Source organism: Victivallis vadensis (assembly GCF_003096415.1).
In the GTDB taxonomy this organism is placed as follows: Bacteria; Verrucomicrobiota; Lentisphaeria; order Victivallales; family Victivallaceae; genus Victivallis; species Victivallis vadensis.
Genome location: NZ_QEKH01000042.1, coordinates 14,196 through 34,554, shown reverse-complemented (window position 1 = coordinate 34,554; position 20,359 = coordinate 14,196). Strand labels below are relative to the sequence as shown.

The window sequence follows — 20,359 nt, the reverse complement described above, 5'->3', positions numbered from 1 at the left end:
AAAACTAAATGGCAACTCTGAAAAATCTCATTCGGAGATTTTCAGACATGAATAAACGGAATTCCTTTCAAAAAACTATTGATAGAGGTTCCCTTGATACGATCCGTTGTCAGCTTGTCCACACTTGCCAAGCCACGATTGTCATTCAGCAAGGCTCCAACCATGGCGATGCCGCCAGTGGCTATCAGATCTTCCCTGCTTTGCGTAATTTTAAACCGCGTTGCCATCGTTTCTCCTATCGGGTTGAGTCCATTCGTTATGTTGTATTCTCATGTAATATACTGCAACCCAAGAGGTTTGCCTCTGTTTTAACTTTAATTTTACCTGTTATTTCACGGATTTAGGATTATTGTTTTCCGACCGGGATCCGGGTCGCCCGCGCGATCTGCGCGATCCAGGCCGACCACAGTTCTTGCGGGGTAAACGGCGCTTCAAAAAACTCCGGCATACCCAGTTGACGCGCTTTGGACACTCCCAGCGGATGATAGGGTTCCACATCAATCCCGGCAACATGAGAAAGCGTTTCCGCGAGCTCACCGATCCCGCGGAGTTCCTCCTCTGAATCGTTCACGCCGGGAACCAGCGGACAGCGCAGGCGTATATGGGCGCCGTTCTCGTCCAGAAAACGCAGATTTCCATGAATGACGGCGAGATCCTGCCCGGTCAATCTGCGGTGTTTTTCGGCATCGACCGTTTTCAGGTCATAGAGAAAGATATCGACAAAAGGCAGAATCCGCGCATAATATTCCTGCGGTGCGAATCCGCATGTCTCAAGACAGACGTGCAGTCCGGCCTCTTTTGCCCGTTTCAACAGTTCCTGCGTAAAATCGAACTGGGCCATCGGTTCGCCGCCGGAAAGCGTTATGCCGCCGCCGGAGTTGTCGTAGAAGAGCTTATCTTTCAGCACCTCGGAGATGACCTCTTCGACACTGCGGAGTTGGCCGCACAGTTCGAGAGCATCAGAGAGACAGTGTTTGACGCACTTTCCGCAACCGACGCAAAATTCCCGGTTGAAGACGTGCCGCCCCTGCTCGATTTTATGGCAGCCATGCGGACACGCCGGGACACAGCGACCGCAAACCGTACATTTCGCGGCGTTGAAAAGCAGTTCCGCTTTTCCGGCCCACGACTCCGGGTTGTGGCACCAGACACAACGCAGGGGACACCCCTTCAGAAACACGGCGGTCCGAATACCCGGACCATCATGTATGCTGAATTTCTGGATATTGAAAATCATTCCGGCAGTCATTCCACATTCTCTTCTGTTTTTTCAGAATTTCCATCACTGCAGAACAGCGGACACGGCCGGTCCGACCGCAGACAGGCCCGACACCGCCAGAGATCACATTCTGAATACGTTTCCTCGTCTATGAAACAATACACTTCGGTGATATAGTCTTCCGTGAGCATGCTTGAATACCTTTCTAAGTTGGTTGCAGCTAACCTAACTTAATCGATATTTCGGCTATTAATAGCCCAAGCATGCTCTTTTTCGTTTTTTTCCAATAAAACTTGCACACGGCGTAAAATACTGTTTTTATCTTCTGATTTTTCCAGACTTTGCCTGTCTTCATTCCCTTTTCAGGGAGCCGGATAGTATTGCAGGATGAAGTCTGCCAGCGGCTGGGGATCGTCCAATCCGTGCGGATGATGTCCGTAATAATCCCGGCGGATGATGGTAATATCGCCGCCTGCCGCCTGAAGTCTGTGGCTGAAAAGATCAATGTTCGTCCGGGGCGATACAGTCTGATCCTGTCCGCTGCGGATACAGAGAATCGGCAGTTTCGCCTCCGCAATGGGACGGACGTTGTTCAGCGGCGAAAGCGGATGTGCCCGCAGCTCCGCCGGCGAACTGACGCCGTAGGCAGCCATATTTTCCGCCATCCCCGTTTTCTGTTTGCTGAAAGCGAGATCGCAGACCGGAGCATCCAGATAGATCGCGCCGACCGTCTCAGGATGTTCCGCTGCCCAGCGCAAGCTGAAAAGTCCGCCGTAACTCATCCCGATCAGCGCGGCTTTCGGATGGAAGTTCAACCCGCGCAGCAAGCGGTAAAATGTTTCCAGCACCGCCACACCATCCGGATTCATTCGCGTATCAAACACATCAAGATGAACGTGATGAAATCCCCGTTCCAGCAGTTTCAACGCAGGGGTTCGCGGAACAAAAGCCTCCGCCCACTGCAGACACCAGCACCAGGGCAGTCCCGGCGCCGGATTCGGCGGCTCGACAATGAATCCACGGCGTCCCGCCAATTCAAAATTATGCCGTTTGAAACCATACCATTCGGCGACCTCTCCCGCAGGGTATGAAACCGCCGGCGGACGATTTTTGCGGAACTCCACACCGCCTTCCTGCAGAAACGGCTCAATTTCAATCGTTTGAATCATTTCATTTTTCCTTATTATATTTTTACCAATGCCGGATCGGCAGTCCCAGCTCCATTGCAATGCTGTCCCGCAGCGGATGATTCGGATGATTCGGATCAATCTTGTTTTTTGTGAATCCGAGTGCGAGATGCCGGCGGCGGTCAAGCAGTCCCTCTGAACCGATCGCTCCGCCGTGCCCGATCAAGCCGGAAAGATCATTTTCAAAACCATGGGTTACATACCCCAGTCCAAAGCGGGGCCAGCGGTCAACGGGATCCACGGGGTCGTCCGCCGCACGCCGGGTAATGGCTGCATGAGCGACAGTTTCCGGTTTCAGCAGGAGCACTCCATCGACTTCCGCATCCAGCGCCGCATAATGCCGGGCAATGGCACGGGCGGACATGATTCCGTTGAATGAGGGAATGCATGCACGCTGAATCACCGGAGACGCCACACTCCGCACAACCGCATCCACGGAGGAAACCTGCGAGGCATCCACCGGAGCCACACGGACAGCCGCATCGTCATCCAGTCCGAAGTACATCTCTTTTTCCAATTTCAGCGGCACGATCACTTCATCTTTCAGAATCTGTGGCAGACTTCTGCCGTCGGCACGGGAGAGCGGTTCTCCGAGAAGCCAGGCAAAGGTGTACGGATGATAATGACAACGGGTACCGGGCTTCCATGCCGGACGCATCGCGGCAATACGGGAACACATCGTCTGCCAGTCCGCCAGTTCCTCATACGTCTGCCATTCGGGAGTATGAAAGAGTGCGCCCCGGTGAGTCAGAATGTGCCACAGCAGAACCGATTCTTTTACGGCGCAGTCGAATTCCTGCCACAGATCGCCGATCCGGGCGGAGTAAGTCAGCACACCTTTTTCGACCAGACGGTGCGTCGCCGTGGAAAATATTCCCTTGCCCACCGAGAAAACCGGAAAAAGCGTATCCGGCATTACTTTCTGCGTCCCCTCCGGTGTTGTATACCCTGCGCAGAGATCAGCTGCCAGTTCGCCGTTTTCATAGACTGCCAGCTGACAGCCGCACTCTTTTCCGCTTTCCACCGCCTGATCCAGAAGTCTCTGAAGCCGCTGAACCACATTTTTATTCACTATCATATCTCATTCATCCTTTCCCTTGTAAACCTGCCGGCACAGAAATCAAACAGCAGATTTTTCCACGCAAAACGAATCCCGGAGTTATTTGTAATCTTCGATTTTCCATTCATCCAGCCAGTCGATGCGCGGGACATCGTTCTCAAACCGCAGAGGAAGCCATACGTAACGGGCGAGACTGATGTTTTTTTCAAGGGAAGCTTCTATGCCGCCTTCCAGTTCCGGATTATGCGGCGTGTATTCCGGATTGAACCAGGCGTTGAACAGCATTTCCGTGTGTTCATATGGTTCATCCATCTCTTCCGGAAGCCAGCGATCCGCCAGAGCAATGTAAAGATCCTGTTTGCCGGGATGCTTGAATACCTGCGAAATCTGAGAATGAAACGAAGTTCGGCTTGCATCCGAAACATGCGGATCTCCGATTACTTCAAACGGACCGTGCGGCGAATCCGCGACAGCCGTTTCCGACGGATTAGGGTAAAAACTCGTCGTTCCGGAAGTTATGAGATAATGTTTCCCGTTCCGCTCAAAATGAGCCGGGGCTTCGCGTACATACGGAGGAGAAATACGCTTGAAATGAGTTGAATATACGCCGGAAACTCCGGTATAATCTTCCGTCAGATCAGCGCAGATCAGCTCCTTGTGCGGCCGGTTGAAATAACAGAATCCGCGTCCGTCATCCGTCTGAACCAGATCAAAATCGCCAAACGGCATGTCAAGAGGATTGAAAGATGGACGGATTACACGGTATGGACCGGAAAAAGTGTCTGCGATCAGCACGGTGGCACGCTGACTGTGGCAGCCGTCGAACCAGCAGACGTATTTTCCCGTAGACGGATTCCGGAGGATGTGAGGACGGTCCAGCATATTCGAGGGGGACATGACAGCATCGGGACTTGACAGATCCGGCGGGATAAGCGACCCCATGTCTTCCCAGTTGTAAAGATCAGCCGAGCGGTAATACCGAACGCCCCAGTGCCAGTATTTCATATCCCCATTGGTTCTGCTTTTATCGAGTCCGTACCAGTAATAGACGCCGTTCTCATAAAACAGACGCGGCATGTGCGCCTGGATCGGCTTTCCGGCTGTGTCAAGCCACATTTCTCCGGGACGGATTGAATTGTAAGTTTTTTTCATATTGTATCTCCTGTGCATGGCTTCATCTCAAGGCAGGAAGTCCGGCTCGCCGCCGTCTTCTTCCTGCCAGTCAAAGGTTCGATTCTGTCCGCTAATGCGCCAGTGCCGCGGACAGGTGTTCTCCATCCAGTCCAGAGGTTCCGCATCGATCCTGCCGCGGGATGCCGTGGCGAGAAGCCGCCGCAGTTCGTTGATTTCCGTTGAAGTCAGAATACGGGGATCCGGAGAAATAAACATGGAACTTCCGCTGGCTGCCACCAGCTCTGCCCATTGCCGGTTCAGTTCCCACGGGATGGCTCCGGTCATTCCGATGCAGTCGGCATCCATGTCAAAAAAAGTCCGGTGCTGACAGCCTCGGAAAGCAACGGTGTTGACCCCCATTTTGCGGGTGCGGTCCCAGCGTCTGCCGGATGTGTCATCCCCCGTGCGTGAAAGTTCCTGCAATCCTGCCGCAAGATGACCGACTGTATTGCAGCCCATGATCAGAACTTCCCCTGCCGCTTTGCGGATGGTACGGAACAGGTCGGTCATGATTTCGGCAGTCGTGCGGCTGCGGTCAAAAAAGTTCCAGCCGTTCTCACACGGCCACGGGTGCATGTCAAAGGCATACCGCCCGGTAATGTCGTACGTAGTGAAATCATGTTTGATCAGCTCAAAACCCCATTCCCGCAAACGGGAAATATCACCGGAGACAATCTCCAGTACATCCGGATGCGACGGATCCAGGGTATCCGGCATTTCACGGAGAAACAATTCCCGTTTCAGCGACGGATCATGCTGATACAGCGGACGGTACCAGATTCCGGGACGTACATGATGCTTTTTCATTTTCGCTGCAAGCGCCGGCATATCTGGGAAAAAACTGTTGCCCCGCTGCCAGGGACCATAGTTCGGGGCGTTCTCTTTCCGGAGTACCTGCCAGCCATCGTCTATAACCATGAAAGGTCGGTTGTCAAGCCCTTCGGTCAAACCGGCAAGACAGCGGCAGTCTTCCAGAACACTCTGTTCTGAAATGTTTCCGTAGGCGTAATACCAATTGTTGCTTCCGTATACCGGAGCAGACGGAAAGACGGGGTCTGGACAAAGTTTCCGGCAGAATTTTCCTGCCGCGGCATACGGGGTTATTCCGGAATATACTTCGCTTTCCACTTCTGCTGCAAGCAGAGTCCGTCCGTTCAGCAGAACACCGCGTCCCCCGCTGCGCAAGTCGCACCAGAGCGTTATTCCTTCCGGATCGGCTGTCCATGCGGCAAAGGCGCCGGTACGCACTTTGACTCCGCAGCAGATGACCTTTTCATCCGGAAAGCGGGCGAAAAAATACCAGGGCTGCATCCGGGACGGGTCAAACCCGCCCCATTGCGCATCGCCGTATGTGCGTTCCCACGCATCGCCGCAAAAACGGGTTCCCTGCGGCAAATGACAATTCCAGCGTACTCTCAGAAAACAGAGGGGGGCAGTTTGCGCAGAAATCTCCAGTTTCCCATTGGCAAAGGAGACTTTTCCGCCATCAAACTGTGATATCTTCCCCGTTTCACTGTAAAGGGTAATGGAATCAGCTTTGTCTGATAAAAATTTCATCTGTTTGCTCCTGATGCAGGTGTCTGATGCCCGGCATTTCGCTCATTCCGCTTTTCCGGAAAGACGAATGCCTGTCTTCAATTTGCGCCTGTTTCTTTTTCGGTACGGAAAAACGTACGGATTCTTGTATTTTCTCCATGCAGGGTAAAATCGACGAGTTCATCCAGCCGGGCGGTTGCGAGACCGATGCAGGTGTCCGCACAGCCATAATACATCCGGACTGTTCCATCGTCTTCGACCAGGGCATTGGCGGTAAAAACCACATTGGAACAGCGTCCGCAAAGCTCGTACTGATACTCCGGCCACATTACCGGCAATTCGGCACGGGCGATGATTTTAGAGGGATCATGGAGATCAAGCAGTACGGTTCCAAGCCGGTAGATGTAGTCATTGGTGGAACTGTTGTCCACACCGTGATAGATTTCAAGCCAGCCGGCTTCGGTCTTGATCGGAACTGCTCCCGCACCGATTTTGAGAGAATCCCAGCACCCCTGACGCGGCTGCATGAGGGCTGTTGTATGATCCCAGTGTATGAGGTCATCGGAATAGGAAATGCACATTCCCGCCTGTTCCTCAATATTTTTCGGCATAGGACGGTCAAAACGGACGTAGCGGCCATTGATTTTTTCCGGAAAAAGCGCACCGTTGCGGAATTCATACCCAACATCTGCCTGGTGGATCCGTTCAAAATGAACGAAATCAGTCGTCTTGACCAGTCCGAGCGCAACCCCGCGCTCAACGGTCATGCTGCAGTACATCAGGTAATACACCCCCTCCATTTCCGTGACGCGGATATCGAACACGCAGGTTTCGTGATAACGGTGGGCAGGCCACGCTATCGGCTCCGGATCGGGCGTAAAATGAATGCCGTCACGGCTTCTTGCTATCCAGAATACAATGGGCGTCGATGTCGTCGCCGCATCTGCGAGAAGCAGATATTCACCCTTGAACTTGATCGCTCCGGGATTCATCACATACATGATGTCGGAAGGGAACTGCGAAGCCGTCAGAACCGGGTTGCCGGCAAATTTTTCAAAAATCAGTTTTCTCATGGATATTCCTTTCAAAGTTCGATTTCCGCCTGACTGTCCAACTCCAGCTTGAGGCTGAAAGCATCATTTGCATACGTGCGCTCCGGCAGGACAATCAATACATTCAGCGGTTGATCATTCAGGGAATAGGCTGCATGATGCCAGACTCCGGGACGGACCGAAACAACGGTGTCGCGCGGAACCAAAAAAGCCTCGGCTCGGTCTGCCCGGAAAACATTGTCTGCCGTCGCCGGGGCAAACCAGAGAATCGCATCGCCGTCCAGCGGCACCGCCGCTTCACAGGTGTGATTATGGTATTCCGCATCGGTGATGATCAACGGACGCGGCAGAACGCGGCAAGTCGAATAGGACGGCGCAGATCCGGACAGATCCTGCTGCAGCAGATCCCGGAAAAAAACTGTCTCCGCATCTTTGGAACCTGCCGCTTCTTCCGCCAGCGGGTCGATGAGCGGAGCAAATGTCCCGTACCGGTGAAAATTTTCATGCGTCAGTTTCTGTACTTTGATTTTATGCATCATTACCCCCGTTTCAGCTGTACATTCTGTTCGTAATCCCGGATGACTGCGAGCATGTCATTCCCGACCGGAACATTGTTTTTCAGGCAGTAGTAATCGTAGACCGCCTGCCACGGCATAGCTTTGAGTTCTTCCGTAACAGCAAGCCGTCCGGTGCAATCTCCCGAAACTTCCATGTCGCGCAGCTGCGCAAAGGGTTCAAGCATCGCCTTGCAAAGCGCTTTCTGAATGTTCCGGTAACCGATCGCCCATGCCGCCAGACGATTGATCGTCGCATCGAAGTAATCCATTCCGATATGAATTCGGGATACATCATTGCGGATGGTTTCATTCGCAATATACTGCAGCTCGTCGTCAAAAATAACCACATGGTCGGAATCCCAGCGGATCGGACGGCTGATATGGAGCAGCATCTCCGGGAAAAAGAGCAGGATCGAGCTGATTTTATCACTGATCTGCTCCGTCGGATGAAAATGCCCGGAGTCGATGGTCAGCATGAGATTATGTTCCTTGGCATAATTCATGTAGAATTCATGACTGCCGACGGTGCAGCTTTCCATCCCGATTCCGAACAGTTTGCATTCAACGGAATCCAGAAGATTTTTTCTGGAGTATTCGATTGCGAAGATCTGATCCAGCGAATCTTTCAGACGGGCGCGGGCGCCGCGGCGGTCAACCGGAATGTCCTTGAAGCCATCGGGAATCCAGGTATTCATGACACAAGGGGTGCCGAATTCCCGTCCGAAGCTGTCACAGATTGTGCGGCAGGCTTTTGCATGGTCAATCCAGAATTTGCGGACTTCCGCATCGGGGGATGAAAGAGTAAAGCCGTCCGCTGCCATCGGATGGGCAAAAAAGTCGGATTGAAATCAAGTCCGATACCGCGGTCCTTCGCCCAGGCAGTCCACCGGGCGAAATGCTCCGGTCTGATTTCGCGCCGGTCTACCGGCTGTTCGCTTTCCAGATAGATGGCATGAAGCGCAAAACGGAACTTGCCGCTGACCAGCGTCCGGAGCTGGTCTACATCCTGTCGGAGTTCGTCCGCCGTGCGGGCCTTGCCCGGATAATTGCCGGTTGTGAGTATTCCGCCTCCGGATGCCCCGGTGCGTTTTTCATAGCCGCCGATATCGTCGCCCTGCCAGCACTGAACCGATATCGGAATCTGAAATAATTTTTCCACCACGCTGTCCGTATCAATGCCGAATGCCTGATAACGCTCTTTTGCCAGTTCGTATGCTTTGCATACCAATGATTCCTGTATCATGTGTTGTTTCCTCGTTTGGTTTGATTTTTTGGGGATTATTTCAGATGAACTTCCTGCCAGTCAGGCTCGTTCCTGGATATGGTCAGCGTCTGCCGGTACGTTCCGGAATCAGTTTCCACTGTTACATCATAATCTCCGCAGAAACCGTAAAGTTTGTTTTTGCCGTTCCGTTCGTATTCCAGAGTTTCATCTGTAGTCCATTCCCTGTGAATCAGATTGTAAAGCAGCATATTTTCAGGCGACAGCGCGGCATCCGGCGCGGTCAGGTCAGGCGGGATCAGGGAACCGAGATCCTCCCAGTTGTAAAGGTCGCGGGAGCGATAGTAACGGACGCCCCAGTGCCAGAACTCCATATCCCCGGTGGTGCGGCTCTTGTCCAGCCCGTACCAGTAATAGATGCCGTCTTCAAAGAAAAGTCGCGGCATGTGCGCATGAATCGGGTTCCCTTCCGTATCCAGCCAGATTTTGCCAGGACGGATCGAATGGTATCGGAATGCCATCATCGTATGCCCTCCTGTTTTGGTTGAACGCATCGACAGAATGTAACGGTTTCTCTCGCTTTCAATTCTATCTCAAAAACACTGTTCGCCGCATAATGGTGCAGTTCACGATCCGTCCATTTTCCGTTCGGAAAGCGGAATCGCAGCACGACATTGCGTTCTGCCGTAAATGAAAAACGATCCAAGCTTCCAGAAAAACGCAGTCCGCTAGGACACGCGATATTCCGGCAGGAACAGCCGCTTTCTGATGGAAATCCTCTGAAAAGTTCAAGCACGCCCTGCTTTTCATAAAGAAATCCATCCAGTATTGCAGCGACAACCCCCATGCCGGCATCCATCTGCATCACGCGGTTGCTGCCGAGCAGCCCCGTGGAAAAACCGGGAAAATTCGCATCGTGCAGGGTTCTGCCGCCTTTGTTGGTGTAGAGTTTCGGCCAGATCTCCAACAGAAACTGCGCCATCTCCGGATTTCCCATGCGGGTGTGCAGCATGACCGCCCACGGGATACTCCACCCAGCCCAAGTACCCATGCCGTGTTCAATCCAGCTATGGAGACTTTTTTGCAGCACGGCGTCCGGAATATGCCCAGTATCAAAGGGGCAGACCGCTGCGAGATGAGAATGATGGCGATGGCTCATGTCGAGTTTCAGACCATCCCACAGCGCGATTTCGCCATCGCATTCGCTGTACCACGGGAGTTTCTCCTGAATCTCGCGCCAGCGCGGCGGGACTCCGGTTCCCAGCAACTCCGCCGCTTCAAAAATATCTTGCAGCAGACGGTGGATTGCCGCCAGATGAAACGAGGGATTGCGCCCGCATGCGTCCATTCCCATACCGCGGTATTCGGGGGAGGTCAGATACGGAATGGCATAATGTTCTCCGTCAAAGGTCAGCATTGCTTCGTAAACGCGCATGACGCCGCACATGAAGTCAAATCCGAACCGGCGCAGGAACTCCAGGTCCCCGGAATAGCGCGCGTACTCGAACATCATCGACGCGGTCCACCCGGCGGAAGTATGGTCGATCGTCCCCGGCCAGAATCCCGCCAGGTTCACACAACGGTCATCCACCGAGTGGGGGATCACATAGCCGTCGTCGATGCCGACAAAACACTTCGCATTGTGCCGCATCCGTTCTTTCCAGCTCTCCAGCATCGACCATAGCGGTTTCAGGTTGTCGAAGAGCCCGGCGCGGCAGGCGGGCCAGTAACACATCTGGACATTGATGTTGAAGTGGTAATCCGAACTCCACGGGGGCAACTGCTCATCTTCGATCCACGGGCCCTGAAGTCCCGCAGGCGCGCCGTCGGCGGCGGTCATGCATTGAAAGGCGAAGATCCCGCGCCAGTAAAAACCATCGGTTCCGGCGTCTCCGGTCCGGACCTCGGGAACGCGTTCCCAAAAGGCGCGCCAGAATGCGCGGTTCTCCTCTTCCAGTTCGGCAAAAGAGCCGCGCGGTTCCTGTGGTTCTCCCCGAAAGAAACGGAAAAACACCCCGTCTTCCTGCCGGGAAAAAAGTACGCCGTATGCCGGATCGGCGGGCATCGTCTGCCGAAAACCGTCATTCTGTTTTTCGGGAGCGGAAAACCCGCGCTCCTTCAGGACCGGAGCCAGGTCAAAACCGGGGAGCAACTGAAAATCCCCGCATCCGCGCAAAGCCAGAAGTCCCTTGTCCCGCTGGGAGAGCCGGATCTCCACACGGGTATCTTTTCCCTCCACGGCGAGCAGAGAATCCGCCAGCGACAGTTTCACCCGTTCCGCCCCTGGCAACGGCAGGACGATGCGCGCCAGCGGAATCACACTGGGGTTGAATTTGCTCCACGGAAAAAGTTCCCCCATCCGTTTTTCGTCTTTGGCCGCGAGCGCCCGGCAGACATTGTCATAACGCTGCTCCTGTTTCCAAAGTTCGCCGCCCCGGTGATCCCAAAGCGAGGCGCAGCCCAGCGTGATATTGATCGTGCCGGCTTCTCCCCAGACGGAAAGTCCGAGGAGTCCGTTGCCGATCGCCAGACCGGTATGAACGTGCTCCAGCGGCAGGTCAGCGGAAAAGCTCTCGTATTCTTTCTGCAGCATTTCTGATCCCGATGTTGATGTTTGAATTGTGCGGACGGCGCTGTCCGTCGAACGTTATTTTTCTTCGCCGATGGTCCGGAAAAACTTCCGGATCCGGCGGTTTTCTCCATGCAAGGTGAAATCGACCAATTCATCCAGCCGGGCCGTTGCCAGCCCGATACAGGTATCCGCACAGCCGTAATACATCCAAATCGTCCCGTCCGCCTCCGGCAGGGCATTGGCGGTAAACACGACATTGGAACAGCGTCCGGAAAGTTCGTAAGGATTCTCCGGCCACATCACCGGCAGTTCCGCCCGAGCGATGATCTTCGACGGGTCTTCCAAGTCGACCAGAACCGTCCCCAAACGGTAGATGTAATCGTTGCAGGAACTGTTGTCCACCCCGTGATAGATTTCCAGCCAGCCCACTTCGGTTTTGATCGGCACCGCTCCGGCCCCGATCTTGAGAGAATCCCAGCAGCCTTGGCGCGGTTGCATCAGATCGACGGTTCCGTACCAGCGACTCAGGTCGTCGGAATAGGAAACACACATTCCCGCCGGTTCTTCAATGGTTTTCGGCATAGGCCGGTCGAACCGCACATAGTGCCCGTTGATCTTCTCGGGGAAGAGCGCGCCGTTACGGAACTCGTACCCCATATCGGCCTGTTCGATCCGCTCGAAGTGGATGAAATCGGTGGTCTTCACCAACCCCAACGCGACCCCGCGTTCCACCGTCATACTGCAATACATCAGGTAATAGATTCCCTCCAGCTCGGTGACGCGAATGTCGAAGACGCAGGTCTCGTGATAGCGGTGCGCGGGCCAGTCGATCGGTTCGGGATCGGGGGTAAAATGGATGCCGTCGCGGCTTCTGGCAATCCAGAAAATGATCGGCGTGGAAGTGGTGGCGGCGTCTGCCAGAAGCAGATATTCGCCGTTGAACTTGATCGCCCCCGGATTCATCACGTACATGATGTCGGCGGGGAACTGCGACGCGGTCAGCACCGGATTTCCGGCGTATTTATTGAAAATCAGTTTATGCATAAAACATCCCTTTATTGTGTCGATATCCAATCACGGTAAAAAATCCGGCTCGTCTCCGGAGGCGTCATACAATGCAAGCGTTACTTTCTCGCCGGCGATTTTCCAGATGGCCGGACATGGGTTGGTCATCCAATCCAGCGGTTCCGCCTGAATCTTTCCTTGCGCGGCAAGCCGGAAAAGTTCTTTGACTTCCGCTGTTTCCTGTTCAGAAAGCACGCCTGGCTTGGGCGACAGAAAAAGAGAGGAGCCGCTTGCCGCAATCAACTTAGCCCATTGCCGATTGAAATGCCATGGAATCTTCCCGGATATGCCGACACAATCCGCATCCATGTCGAAAAAAGTCCGATGCTGTGCATGCCGGAAAGCGAGTGTGTTAATACCCATTTTTCGCGTTCGTTCCCATCGACGCCCGGAGGTGTCGTCGCCAGTTCGGGAAAGTTCCTGAAATCCGGCAGCCAAATGGCCTGCAACGTTGCATCCGAGAATCAACATATCACCGGCGGCACGGCGGATTGTCCGATAGAGCTCCCGAAGGATCTCCGCCGTGGTATGACTACGATCAAAAAATCCCCAGTCGCCGGAACAAAGCCAGGGATGAGCTGCAAAACCGTAGTTTCCTGTCGTATCCACGGTGGAAAAATCATGCTTCAGCAATTCAAATCCCCAATCTCGAAAACAACTCACGTCCTGCGACACCTGGGTCAGTACATCCGGATGTGACGGATCAAGTATCCACTTTTCATTTCGGAGATATGCGCCGCCCGGAATGATTTCGCTTCTCAAAAAAAGAGGGCGATACCAAATACCGGGGCGGACCCCCTGTGCTTTCATTTTTTCGGCTATCTTGTCCATGGACGGAAAAAATTCGTTTCCTCTGTTCCACGGACCATAATTAGGCTGGTTTTCCTGCCGCATCACCTGCCAGCCGTCATCAATCACCATAACGGGACGATTGGCAAGTCCGGTTGTCAGATCCGCCAGAAGCCGGCAGTCCTCCAGTACGCTTGCTTCCGTGATGTTTCCGTAAGCGTAATACCAGTTGTTGCTGCCGTAAACCGGCGTTTTCGGAAATATAGGGTCTGTACACATTTCATGACAAAAACGTCGAGCAGCCTGCCACGGAGAAATACCGGAATATTTGGAAAAAACCAAATCTGCGGCGTGCAATGAGCGTCCATTCAGCCGCACACCTTTTCCTCCGTTACGCAAATCCAACCAGCAACTGACCCCTAGGGGGTCCGCCGTCCACCCGACGAAAGCACCAGGGCGAACTTTGACGCCGAAACCATAGATATCGGTTTGGGTTTGCAGCAGAAAATACCACGGCATGAAATGAGCCGCATTGAGATGGCGCCATTCTAAATCACCGTAGCTGCGTTCCCAGGCATCCCCCAAAGTCAAAGCATCCGTCGGAAGCGACAGGTTCCAGCGAATCCGGACGAATGTGAGTGGTGTCCGATCCGCTTGAACGGTGATTGCCCCGGATTCCGAAAGCGCGATCTGAATTTCTTCATTGCCGTTGAATGGGACTTCCCCTGTTTGGGAATAGCACGCAATATGGGCGTAATCTTCCGGTCGGAAGTTGGATTCATTCATGTCAAATTCCTCATTATCGGAACATACATAAATCAATTTTCCTGCATAAGTTTCAGAAGCGCTTCGTCAAAGTAGAAGTCGCCGCAGCGTTTGTCAATCGGCATTCCGGGATTCGGGATACTTTTGATGATCCCAAACTCTCCTCTGAGATTCCACAATGCGAACCCCAGGTTGTACTCCTTGAAAAGCGAAAGCTGATCGCGCATCCAATTCAGCATAACCTGATACGGAGTATTACTATGACAGCCGAATTCGCCAACATGGACACCGATGTTGTTATCAACGGAAAACTGCACCCACTTCTGGAAAAAGATCTCCAACGTGTGCCGATCCCAATAATTGTTTTCGGCCGCGTGCATGGGCCATGTCGGCACCCGTCTTGCCCCATCCCACAAATTGTAGTGAGTGAGTTCATGCGGGTAGTAGGCATGGAAGCTCTGCGAAGTATTGGCTATGCCGGTCAATTCAGGCATCGGCTCCGTTGCAGCCCGCCAACCATCGAAAACACAATGGCGATCTGGATCAATGGCATGCACCTCGGCAATCAACCGCTTCATAATTTCGCTGTATTTCGGGCGAGTAAGATTGGGACCAATCCTTGGTTTTTCATCCGGTTCATTAATGAAGTTGAAAGTCAAGCGCTCCGAAGAGATGCCGCGATACCGCTGGGTCAATTTGCACCACATGGCACTGAAATAGTCCACGGCGACGCCGTTCTCATCAAGCCAGCCAAAGGGTTCCAGTTCATCATCGTTGATGCAGAAGCCAGGGGCACGGTGAATGTTGAGATTGATATGGATGTTGTATTTGAGTCCAAACTCGATGCCCTGATCGATTTTGGACAATCCCTCTTCCGTCAACTCAAAAGGATGTTCTTGACGAGTCAAGCAACGGTAGCTGATCGGAAGCCGTGCAAAATTGAATCCCCAGTCAGAAATCAATCGGAAATCGTCTTCCTGATAGGTATTGGGGTAATCCCGCGACTTAACATTGCTATAGCCGGAAAAACAAAGGTTGGGTAAATTGAATCCACGCCGACGGGGGGTGATATATTGTTGCACGGTTTTCATAAGTCCTTATGTTTCTTTCAATTTTTCTCTACGGGAGGGAAATTTGATTCCCTCCCGGCATCGATTCTTTTCTAATATTTTTTTTAGGGATTACCGTTCCAGCAGAAACCAAAGGCTTCGATCTTCGTGCGTGATCCTGACCTTTCCGTTAACGGAATTCCGCGGCTCTCCTTTGCGCATTCCGGCACCATCCAGAACCGTCAGTTTGTACGGGGCGCCTGGCAGCGTGACATCGAACGCAACCGTTTCCGAAACGTTCGGCGGATCGCCCCATGAATTGGAGGCTTTTGCATCGACCGTCTTCCGGTCTTCGCTTAATTTCAGATTTTGCGCCTCTGTCCTGCCGGAAGATGCCAACAACATTTTTTTGCTCTCGAAAATTGGTTTCCCATCGAGAGAGATCAGTGTTGTGCAACTGAATGCGGGCAGATTCTTATCCGGCCAAGGGCGCGCGGCGATATCAAATCTCACATCTCCAACCGTAAATGACGATCCGCCAACATGCCCTGTCAACATTTTCGCATCAGGCAAATTCAATGTCGCATATGGACCGGGTTTTGCTTTTTGATAGAGAAGGAACGATCCATCCTCGCTGGCGACGGCCCCTGCCTCGGTCTTGCGGGGAATCGCTTTCGCTCCCTGCAAATACGGAGCCTTGCAGTTTTCATCAAAAACAAAGAAGAAACGTGAGGAATAACTGCCGAGATGACTTCCAGCCGTCCGATAAGCCAGCAAGTGCTGGGTGGAGTAGTCCAACGCAGAGTTGTCCAGCATATCGAATGTGGGCACTACCAGAGTTGATGTGGCTCTTGCCATCGGCATTCTGCGCTGACGAAAAAGCAGAGACGCGAAAGGATAGTGAACTACCACATTGGCTCTGCCGGCTATCATAAAAGCATCCATGCCGATATTCTCATCGTATTGATTGGTACAATGGGCGTATGCGTGTGTAGTCAGGGCATCAATGTCCTGTATGGAAAGGAAAATACTATTCAAGGGCAGCATGTCTGCACCATGATCATTGTGATTTGGCGTACTTGACTCGGAAATAACAAACGGTTTTCCCTGCTCTCTGAGGATTGCGCTCATGGAAAGAGTTCCGCCATCGGGGTCTCCTACGATAGCGCTGTTTTGGGTCGTGATTTTCAGCCCGGAAAAGTTGGGATGCTGGAAATAGTCGTGCGTATCGCAATAGTCGTCAGTCACATGAGTAGCCCATTGACCGGAGACACCGCCGTATGGCGTTTGAGTATTGATGATGGGGACCTTGACCCCGATGGTACGCAGGTGTTCTTTCAATTCCTTTACAGTAGCGATCTGTGTATTCACGGTAAATTCTCGAAAATCGCGATCGGCAGGTCCTTCACTCACCGCGGGAACATGAATTCCGGTTTCAAAATTATCGTCAGGCTTCAACAGATTTTGGTTGCCGGCTTTCATGACAAGATCACGAAACTCAATATCTCCCTGCTCGGCCCCGTATTCCAGGACACCTATAACAGTATGCTTATCGCGATTGTATTCCGAGCCTTTGAGAACTTCGGAGACTGAAACATCCTGCCATTCAGGAGTAAGCGACAGTTCTTTTTCGAGACCAATATGTTGATATGGGGGTTGCTCCATTCTGGCATAAAAACGCACTTTTTTAGGAGTAAGTGAACGTATTTTGAAACGAATCGAACAATGTTTGCCATTTCCCGGGTTATCAATTTTGAATCGCACTCCCATGTCCCAGGAATATTGGGGAAGTCTGTTTGCTGAAATACGGTATGCTCCGTCACCGGTCGGCTGCATTTTACCACGGCTGTTGTTGTAGGCGAAGAATTCCGGAACCAATGTCGTACTCGGTTTCTCCACACTCCCTGCCCCCCAGGCATTCGCCAGAATATCAAAAGAACCATATTTGTTCTTTGAGTCAAGAGGATAAACATGATGACTTTTTTGTCGGAAAAACCGGATCCCATCACCCTTTACAATGAAAACGGGCGGCTAACCGATGCAGACGGTCAACCTCTTCTCCTTCCGGAACTTGAAGGTTCAACATGGTGGACGAATTTACTGGAGAATGAAGCGATTTGCATTGAACTCTACCGCGCACACGCAACCAGTGAACAATTCCACAGCGAATTAAAAAGCGACATGGGGCTTGAGCGTTTACCCCGCGGCAAATTCGCCACCAATGCACTGATTTTAAACTTGGCGGCGCTGGCTAACAATTGCTTGCGCCGTATCGGGCAGGAAGCCTTGACCTTCAAAGAAATTTGGCCGGTTAAAATCAATGTCGCACAGCGTCGGCTGCGGTCGGTTTTGCAGGATTTGATTTATGTCGGATGCAGATTTACCCGACATGCGAATGTTTTTATTGTGAAGTTCGGACGGCATTGTCCGTGGTTCAAATGTTTTCGAGAGGTTTACGCAAGATATTGACAATTAATCGTTCAGCAAATCAATACGGGAGGTGACAATAAGAATTCCCGTGGAGTATTATGCCTTAAAATCGGGGTACTCATAGCCTCAATTCCCTGTTTGATTAACGTTAATGTACGGACGAATCAACTCTACAACCATGCGGGAAGGGCGTTGACAGAGGCGATCAACAGGCTACCTTCAATTATCAGCAGTAAACAATAGGGTCAGATAGGAGATGAAGGAGACTCTGGGTAGATACAAGGGGGATTGTATTTGTTGTAAGTGTGGCGGAGAGGGGAATTCGAACCCCCGGTAGGATTCTGAGTTTCCCAAACTTAACACGTTCCGGCACAAAACATCCGAAAAAAAGCTAAATTGCAATTTATTAATAAAATACACTCGATCTCAGAAATTACAAGTTTTCAACTGAAAAAATTGACTTTATGACGATAATAATATTCCAGCTCCTTCTTGAAATCGATAAAACCGATTGTACATGCGCCCTTTTCAGTTCCATGACTGAGACTCTATGGAATTCCCGCCTGGTTCATGATCTCAGAAAATACAAGCTTTTTATTGAAAAAACGAAAATCTGAAAAGACATGAGAGCGCGCAAACGTTTTTATGGCATTTAATAATCAGCAAACAAATATTTTTAATTTGAATTTTGCCTATTCTACGGTATAGTTATTTCAGTTATAGCACCTTTTCCGAATCAGTAAAAACAACGTTTTCCTGATTGGTCAAATTTACATTGAAATCATGGCTCTGGTGATCGCTCAAGGGCATGTAAAAAATTGCTTTTCATTAATAAGCTTCCTTCTAATTTAGAGGTTACATTCGTTCCAATTCGACAAAAACAGGTTCGAGACGGATTTTCTCCAGCGCCGAACGCACCCGGGCACGGTTTTCCAAGAACAGATTCCGAAAAGGACGCTTTTGCCAATAATCCTCGATCACTGCAGCATAATAGGATTGATATTGAGATTTCGCACACTCTATGTGAATATAATCATCCAGAATTTTTCGGGTATCATTTTCGGCAGTCGGATTGCCGCCGCGTTCGGAGACAATCAGATCGCATTGAGCCAAACGGCGCAGCCCCAGATCCTGGCGGTTTTCCTCGGCAAGAAGTGCCGCAATATGAGCAGATTGAGCTTGGAGCGGGATTGCCGATGGCGCGATGTCCATGGTGTTCTTCAACATGGTTCCGTGAATGATTCCGCATGGGATCCCGTTCATTTTCAAAGAATAAGGTTCAGCATCCAAGCCATCAATGGCCCAATTCATTCGGGATAGCGGAGCTGAAAGATCGACTATTTTGTCAGCGGTTTCGAAATAGCTGCTACGGTCAAACGGCAGAAGATCGGGCGTCCAGAAAAAACGGCAGAAGCGGTTGGTAAAAGACAACGCTTCCACCTTGCCGCCATGCAGACTTTCCGGAGTTTTCCCGGATGCGAGAGAGAGTATATTTTCCTCGGTGTCGTAAATGGCGTCATAGATGGCGGCGGCGGCCAGCAGATAGCCGAACCGCCGGGGATGAACCCGGTCGGAACAGATCTGAAAGTTAGAAAACTGTCGGTAATATTGTGTCATGGGCGTGAAAATATCGATAAAGGGCAAGGACTCTTTTTCTGAAAATGTTCTCGCGAGTTCGTTGAGCCTTGCCAGTCCCTGCGTGTTACAGCAGATAAGTTCCTTTCCCGCTTCGGTGAGCGGATGATATTCGTCGAAGGGGAATGAACTCATTACCACCACCGGGATTCCTGCGTCCCGCAGACGTTGAACCGCAAGGGCAAGACGGTCGGAAAATTCACGCAGATGCAGTTCCCGCTCCGCTCTTTTGGCCGCATCGGGAGCAAGTGTGTCGTAGAGCTCTCTGAATACATCATTCAGCCCGAAACAGATGATAACCCGGTCGGGATGACAAGCAATGACATCCCAGTCCAAACGCGATAGCGCGCCTGCTAAATTACCGCCGGAAACTCCGGCATTGATGAAATCAACACAGACATTCTGACGGCACTGGATCATTTGCGCTAAATCATAAAGCCAATATCCATCATGTGTTGTGCTGTCCCCGAGGCATACGACCTTTTCTCCCGGTCGAAAGGGAGGCGTGGAGAAAATCATAATGACATTTCTTTTTCTGAAAATCGCATAAAACCGTCTTTATACCAAAATGGTAATGTCCGAAGTTTTGCGCACATTTACTTGTTTCGACCCAAAAACTATCATCATACCAGTTCCGCCAATAAGATTGCAGACCCCGGGGCCGTTGAGAAGATTCGTTTTCCCTTGGTTGATGATTCGACAATAAACGAGGAATCATACTGTGTAAAATCCAGATATTAATGGTGTTGCAATGCCAGCTGGTTTAACCTGCGCCACAGGAACAGGGCGCTCAGCCTGATTGCGCAGGGCTGTTCGCCCCAGAGCAGGAGCCCTGCAAAATTCATTTTCTCTTCTATAAACATAGAGGCGCAGAGTCTCCTCCTCGCCCGATACCCCCCGCTTTCCGCAACGCGGCAATTGAGTCCGATGCCGAAGATCGTCGGATCGTCGGCATAACGGATTCCGGTTACTTGAAATGTTCAGTCAATTGACCGGTAACGGTTTCAATCAGGCGTCTCTTATTGTTCCGTCATAAAAAACTTGCACA

Annotated in this window: 16 protein-coding genes and 1 pseudogene; 1 reads left to right on the top strand and 16 read right to left on the bottom strand. The window is 51.8% G+C overall.

All coding sequences use genetic code 11. The features are described from left to right. Positions 1-41 precede the first annotated feature (41 nt). The 15 genes and pseudogenes from C8D82_RS18300 to C8D82_RS20865 form a co-directional block, all read right to left on the bottom strand. Complete coding sequence (locus tag C8D82_RS18300) at positions 42-227, bottom strand: hypothetical protein (RefSeq protein ID WP_116885736.1); 186 nt, start codon at positions 225-227, stop codon at positions 42-44. Between the two features lie 119 nt (positions 228-346). Then, on the bottom strand, positions 347-1,237 hold the full coding sequence (locus tag C8D82_RS18295) for a glycyl-radical enzyme activating protein (RefSeq protein ID WP_165833189.1): 891 nt from the start codon (positions 1,235-1,237) through the stop codon (positions 347-349). Between the two features lie 344 nt (positions 1,238-1,581). Then, entirely contained in the window at positions 1,582-2,388 is an 807-nt protein-coding gene (locus tag C8D82_RS18290) for an alpha/beta fold hydrolase (RefSeq protein ID WP_116885734.1), read from the bottom strand. Between the two features lie 22 nt (positions 2,389-2,410). Beyond that, positions 2,411-3,484, bottom strand: a complete 1,074-nt coding sequence (locus tag C8D82_RS18285; protein WP_116885733.1) for a serine hydrolase domain-containing protein — start codon at positions 3,482-3,484, stop codon at positions 2,411-2,413. 81 nt (positions 3,485-3,565) lie between these two features. After that, positions 3,566-4,618, bottom strand: a complete 1,053-nt coding sequence (locus C8D82_RS18280; RefSeq protein ID WP_116885732.1) for a family 43 glycosylhydrolase — start codon at positions 4,616-4,618, stop codon at positions 3,566-3,568. Between the two features lie 27 nt (positions 4,619-4,645). After that, positions 4,646-6,196, bottom strand: coding sequence for a glycoside hydrolase family 36 protein (locus C8D82_RS18275; RefSeq protein ID WP_116885731.1), 1,551 nt, complete (start codon positions 6,194-6,196; stop codon positions 4,646-4,648). A 77-nt stretch (positions 6,197-6,273) separates the two neighbouring features. Continuing rightward, the gene (locus C8D82_RS18270) at positions 6,274-7,248 is read right to left on the bottom strand and encodes a glycoside hydrolase family 130 protein (RefSeq protein ID WP_116885730.1); all 975 of its coding nucleotides are present in this window, start codon (positions 7,246-7,248) and stop codon (positions 6,274-6,276) included. An 11-nt stretch (positions 7,249-7,259) separates the two neighbouring features. Continuing rightward, positions 7,260-7,766, bottom strand: a complete 507-nt coding sequence (locus C8D82_RS18265) for an ureidoglycolate lyase (protein WP_116885729.1) — start codon at positions 7,764-7,766, stop codon at positions 7,260-7,262. Further along, positions 7,766-9,027: pseudogene (locus C8D82_RS18260) on the bottom strand (L-rhamnose isomerase). Before C8D82_RS18260 ends, C8D82_RS18265 begins: the two are co-directional and overlap by 1 nt. A 35-nt stretch (positions 9,028-9,062) precedes the next feature. After that, complete coding sequence (locus C8D82_RS18255) at positions 9,063-9,530, bottom strand: glycoside hydrolase family protein (RefSeq protein ID WP_116885728.1); 468 nt, start codon at positions 9,528-9,530, stop codon at positions 9,063-9,065. Then, the gene (locus tag C8D82_RS18250) at positions 9,527-11,599 is read right to left on the bottom strand and encodes a glycosyl hydrolase family 95 catalytic domain-containing protein (RefSeq protein WP_116885727.1); all 2,073 of its coding nucleotides are present in this window, start codon (positions 11,597-11,599) and stop codon (positions 9,527-9,529) included. Before C8D82_RS18250 ends, C8D82_RS18255 begins: the two co-directional genes overlap by 4 nt. 54 nt (positions 11,600-11,653) lie before the next feature. Continuing rightward, on the bottom strand, positions 11,654-12,622 hold the full coding sequence (locus C8D82_RS18245; protein ID WP_116885726.1) for a glycoside hydrolase family 130 protein: 969 nt from the start codon (positions 12,620-12,622) through the stop codon (positions 11,654-11,656). A 30-nt stretch (positions 12,623-12,652) separates the two neighbouring features. Next, positions 12,653-14,218, bottom strand: coding sequence for a glycoside hydrolase family 36 protein (locus C8D82_RS18240; protein ID WP_116885725.1), 1,566 nt, complete (start codon positions 14,216-14,218; stop codon positions 12,653-12,655). A gap of 32 nt (positions 14,219-14,250) precedes the next feature. Then, positions 14,251-15,288, bottom strand: a complete 1,038-nt coding sequence (locus C8D82_RS18235) for a glycoside hydrolase family 5 protein (RefSeq protein WP_116885724.1) — start codon at positions 15,286-15,288, stop codon at positions 14,251-14,253. 90 nt (positions 15,289-15,378) lie between these two features. Beyond that, the gene (locus C8D82_RS20865; RefSeq protein WP_133245285.1) at positions 15,379-17,145 is read right to left on the bottom strand and encodes a hypothetical protein; all 1,767 of its coding nucleotides are present in this window, start codon (positions 17,143-17,145) and stop codon (positions 15,379-15,381) included. Between the two features lie 72 nt (positions 17,146-17,217). On the opposite strand from C8D82_RS20865, the gene C8D82_RS18220 reads away from it, so the two are divergent. After that, positions 17,218-17,715, top strand: a complete 498-nt coding sequence (locus C8D82_RS18220) for a transposase (RefSeq protein ID WP_116885721.1) — start codon at positions 17,218-17,220, stop codon at positions 17,713-17,715. Between the two features lie 816 nt (positions 17,716-18,531). Here the strand turns inward: C8D82_RS18220 and C8D82_RS18215 are convergent. Next, positions 18,532-19,830, bottom strand: coding sequence for an SGNH/GDSL hydrolase family protein (locus C8D82_RS18215; protein WP_116885720.1), 1,299 nt, complete (start codon positions 19,828-19,830; stop codon positions 18,532-18,534). Positions 19,831-20,359: the final 529 nt, after the last annotated feature.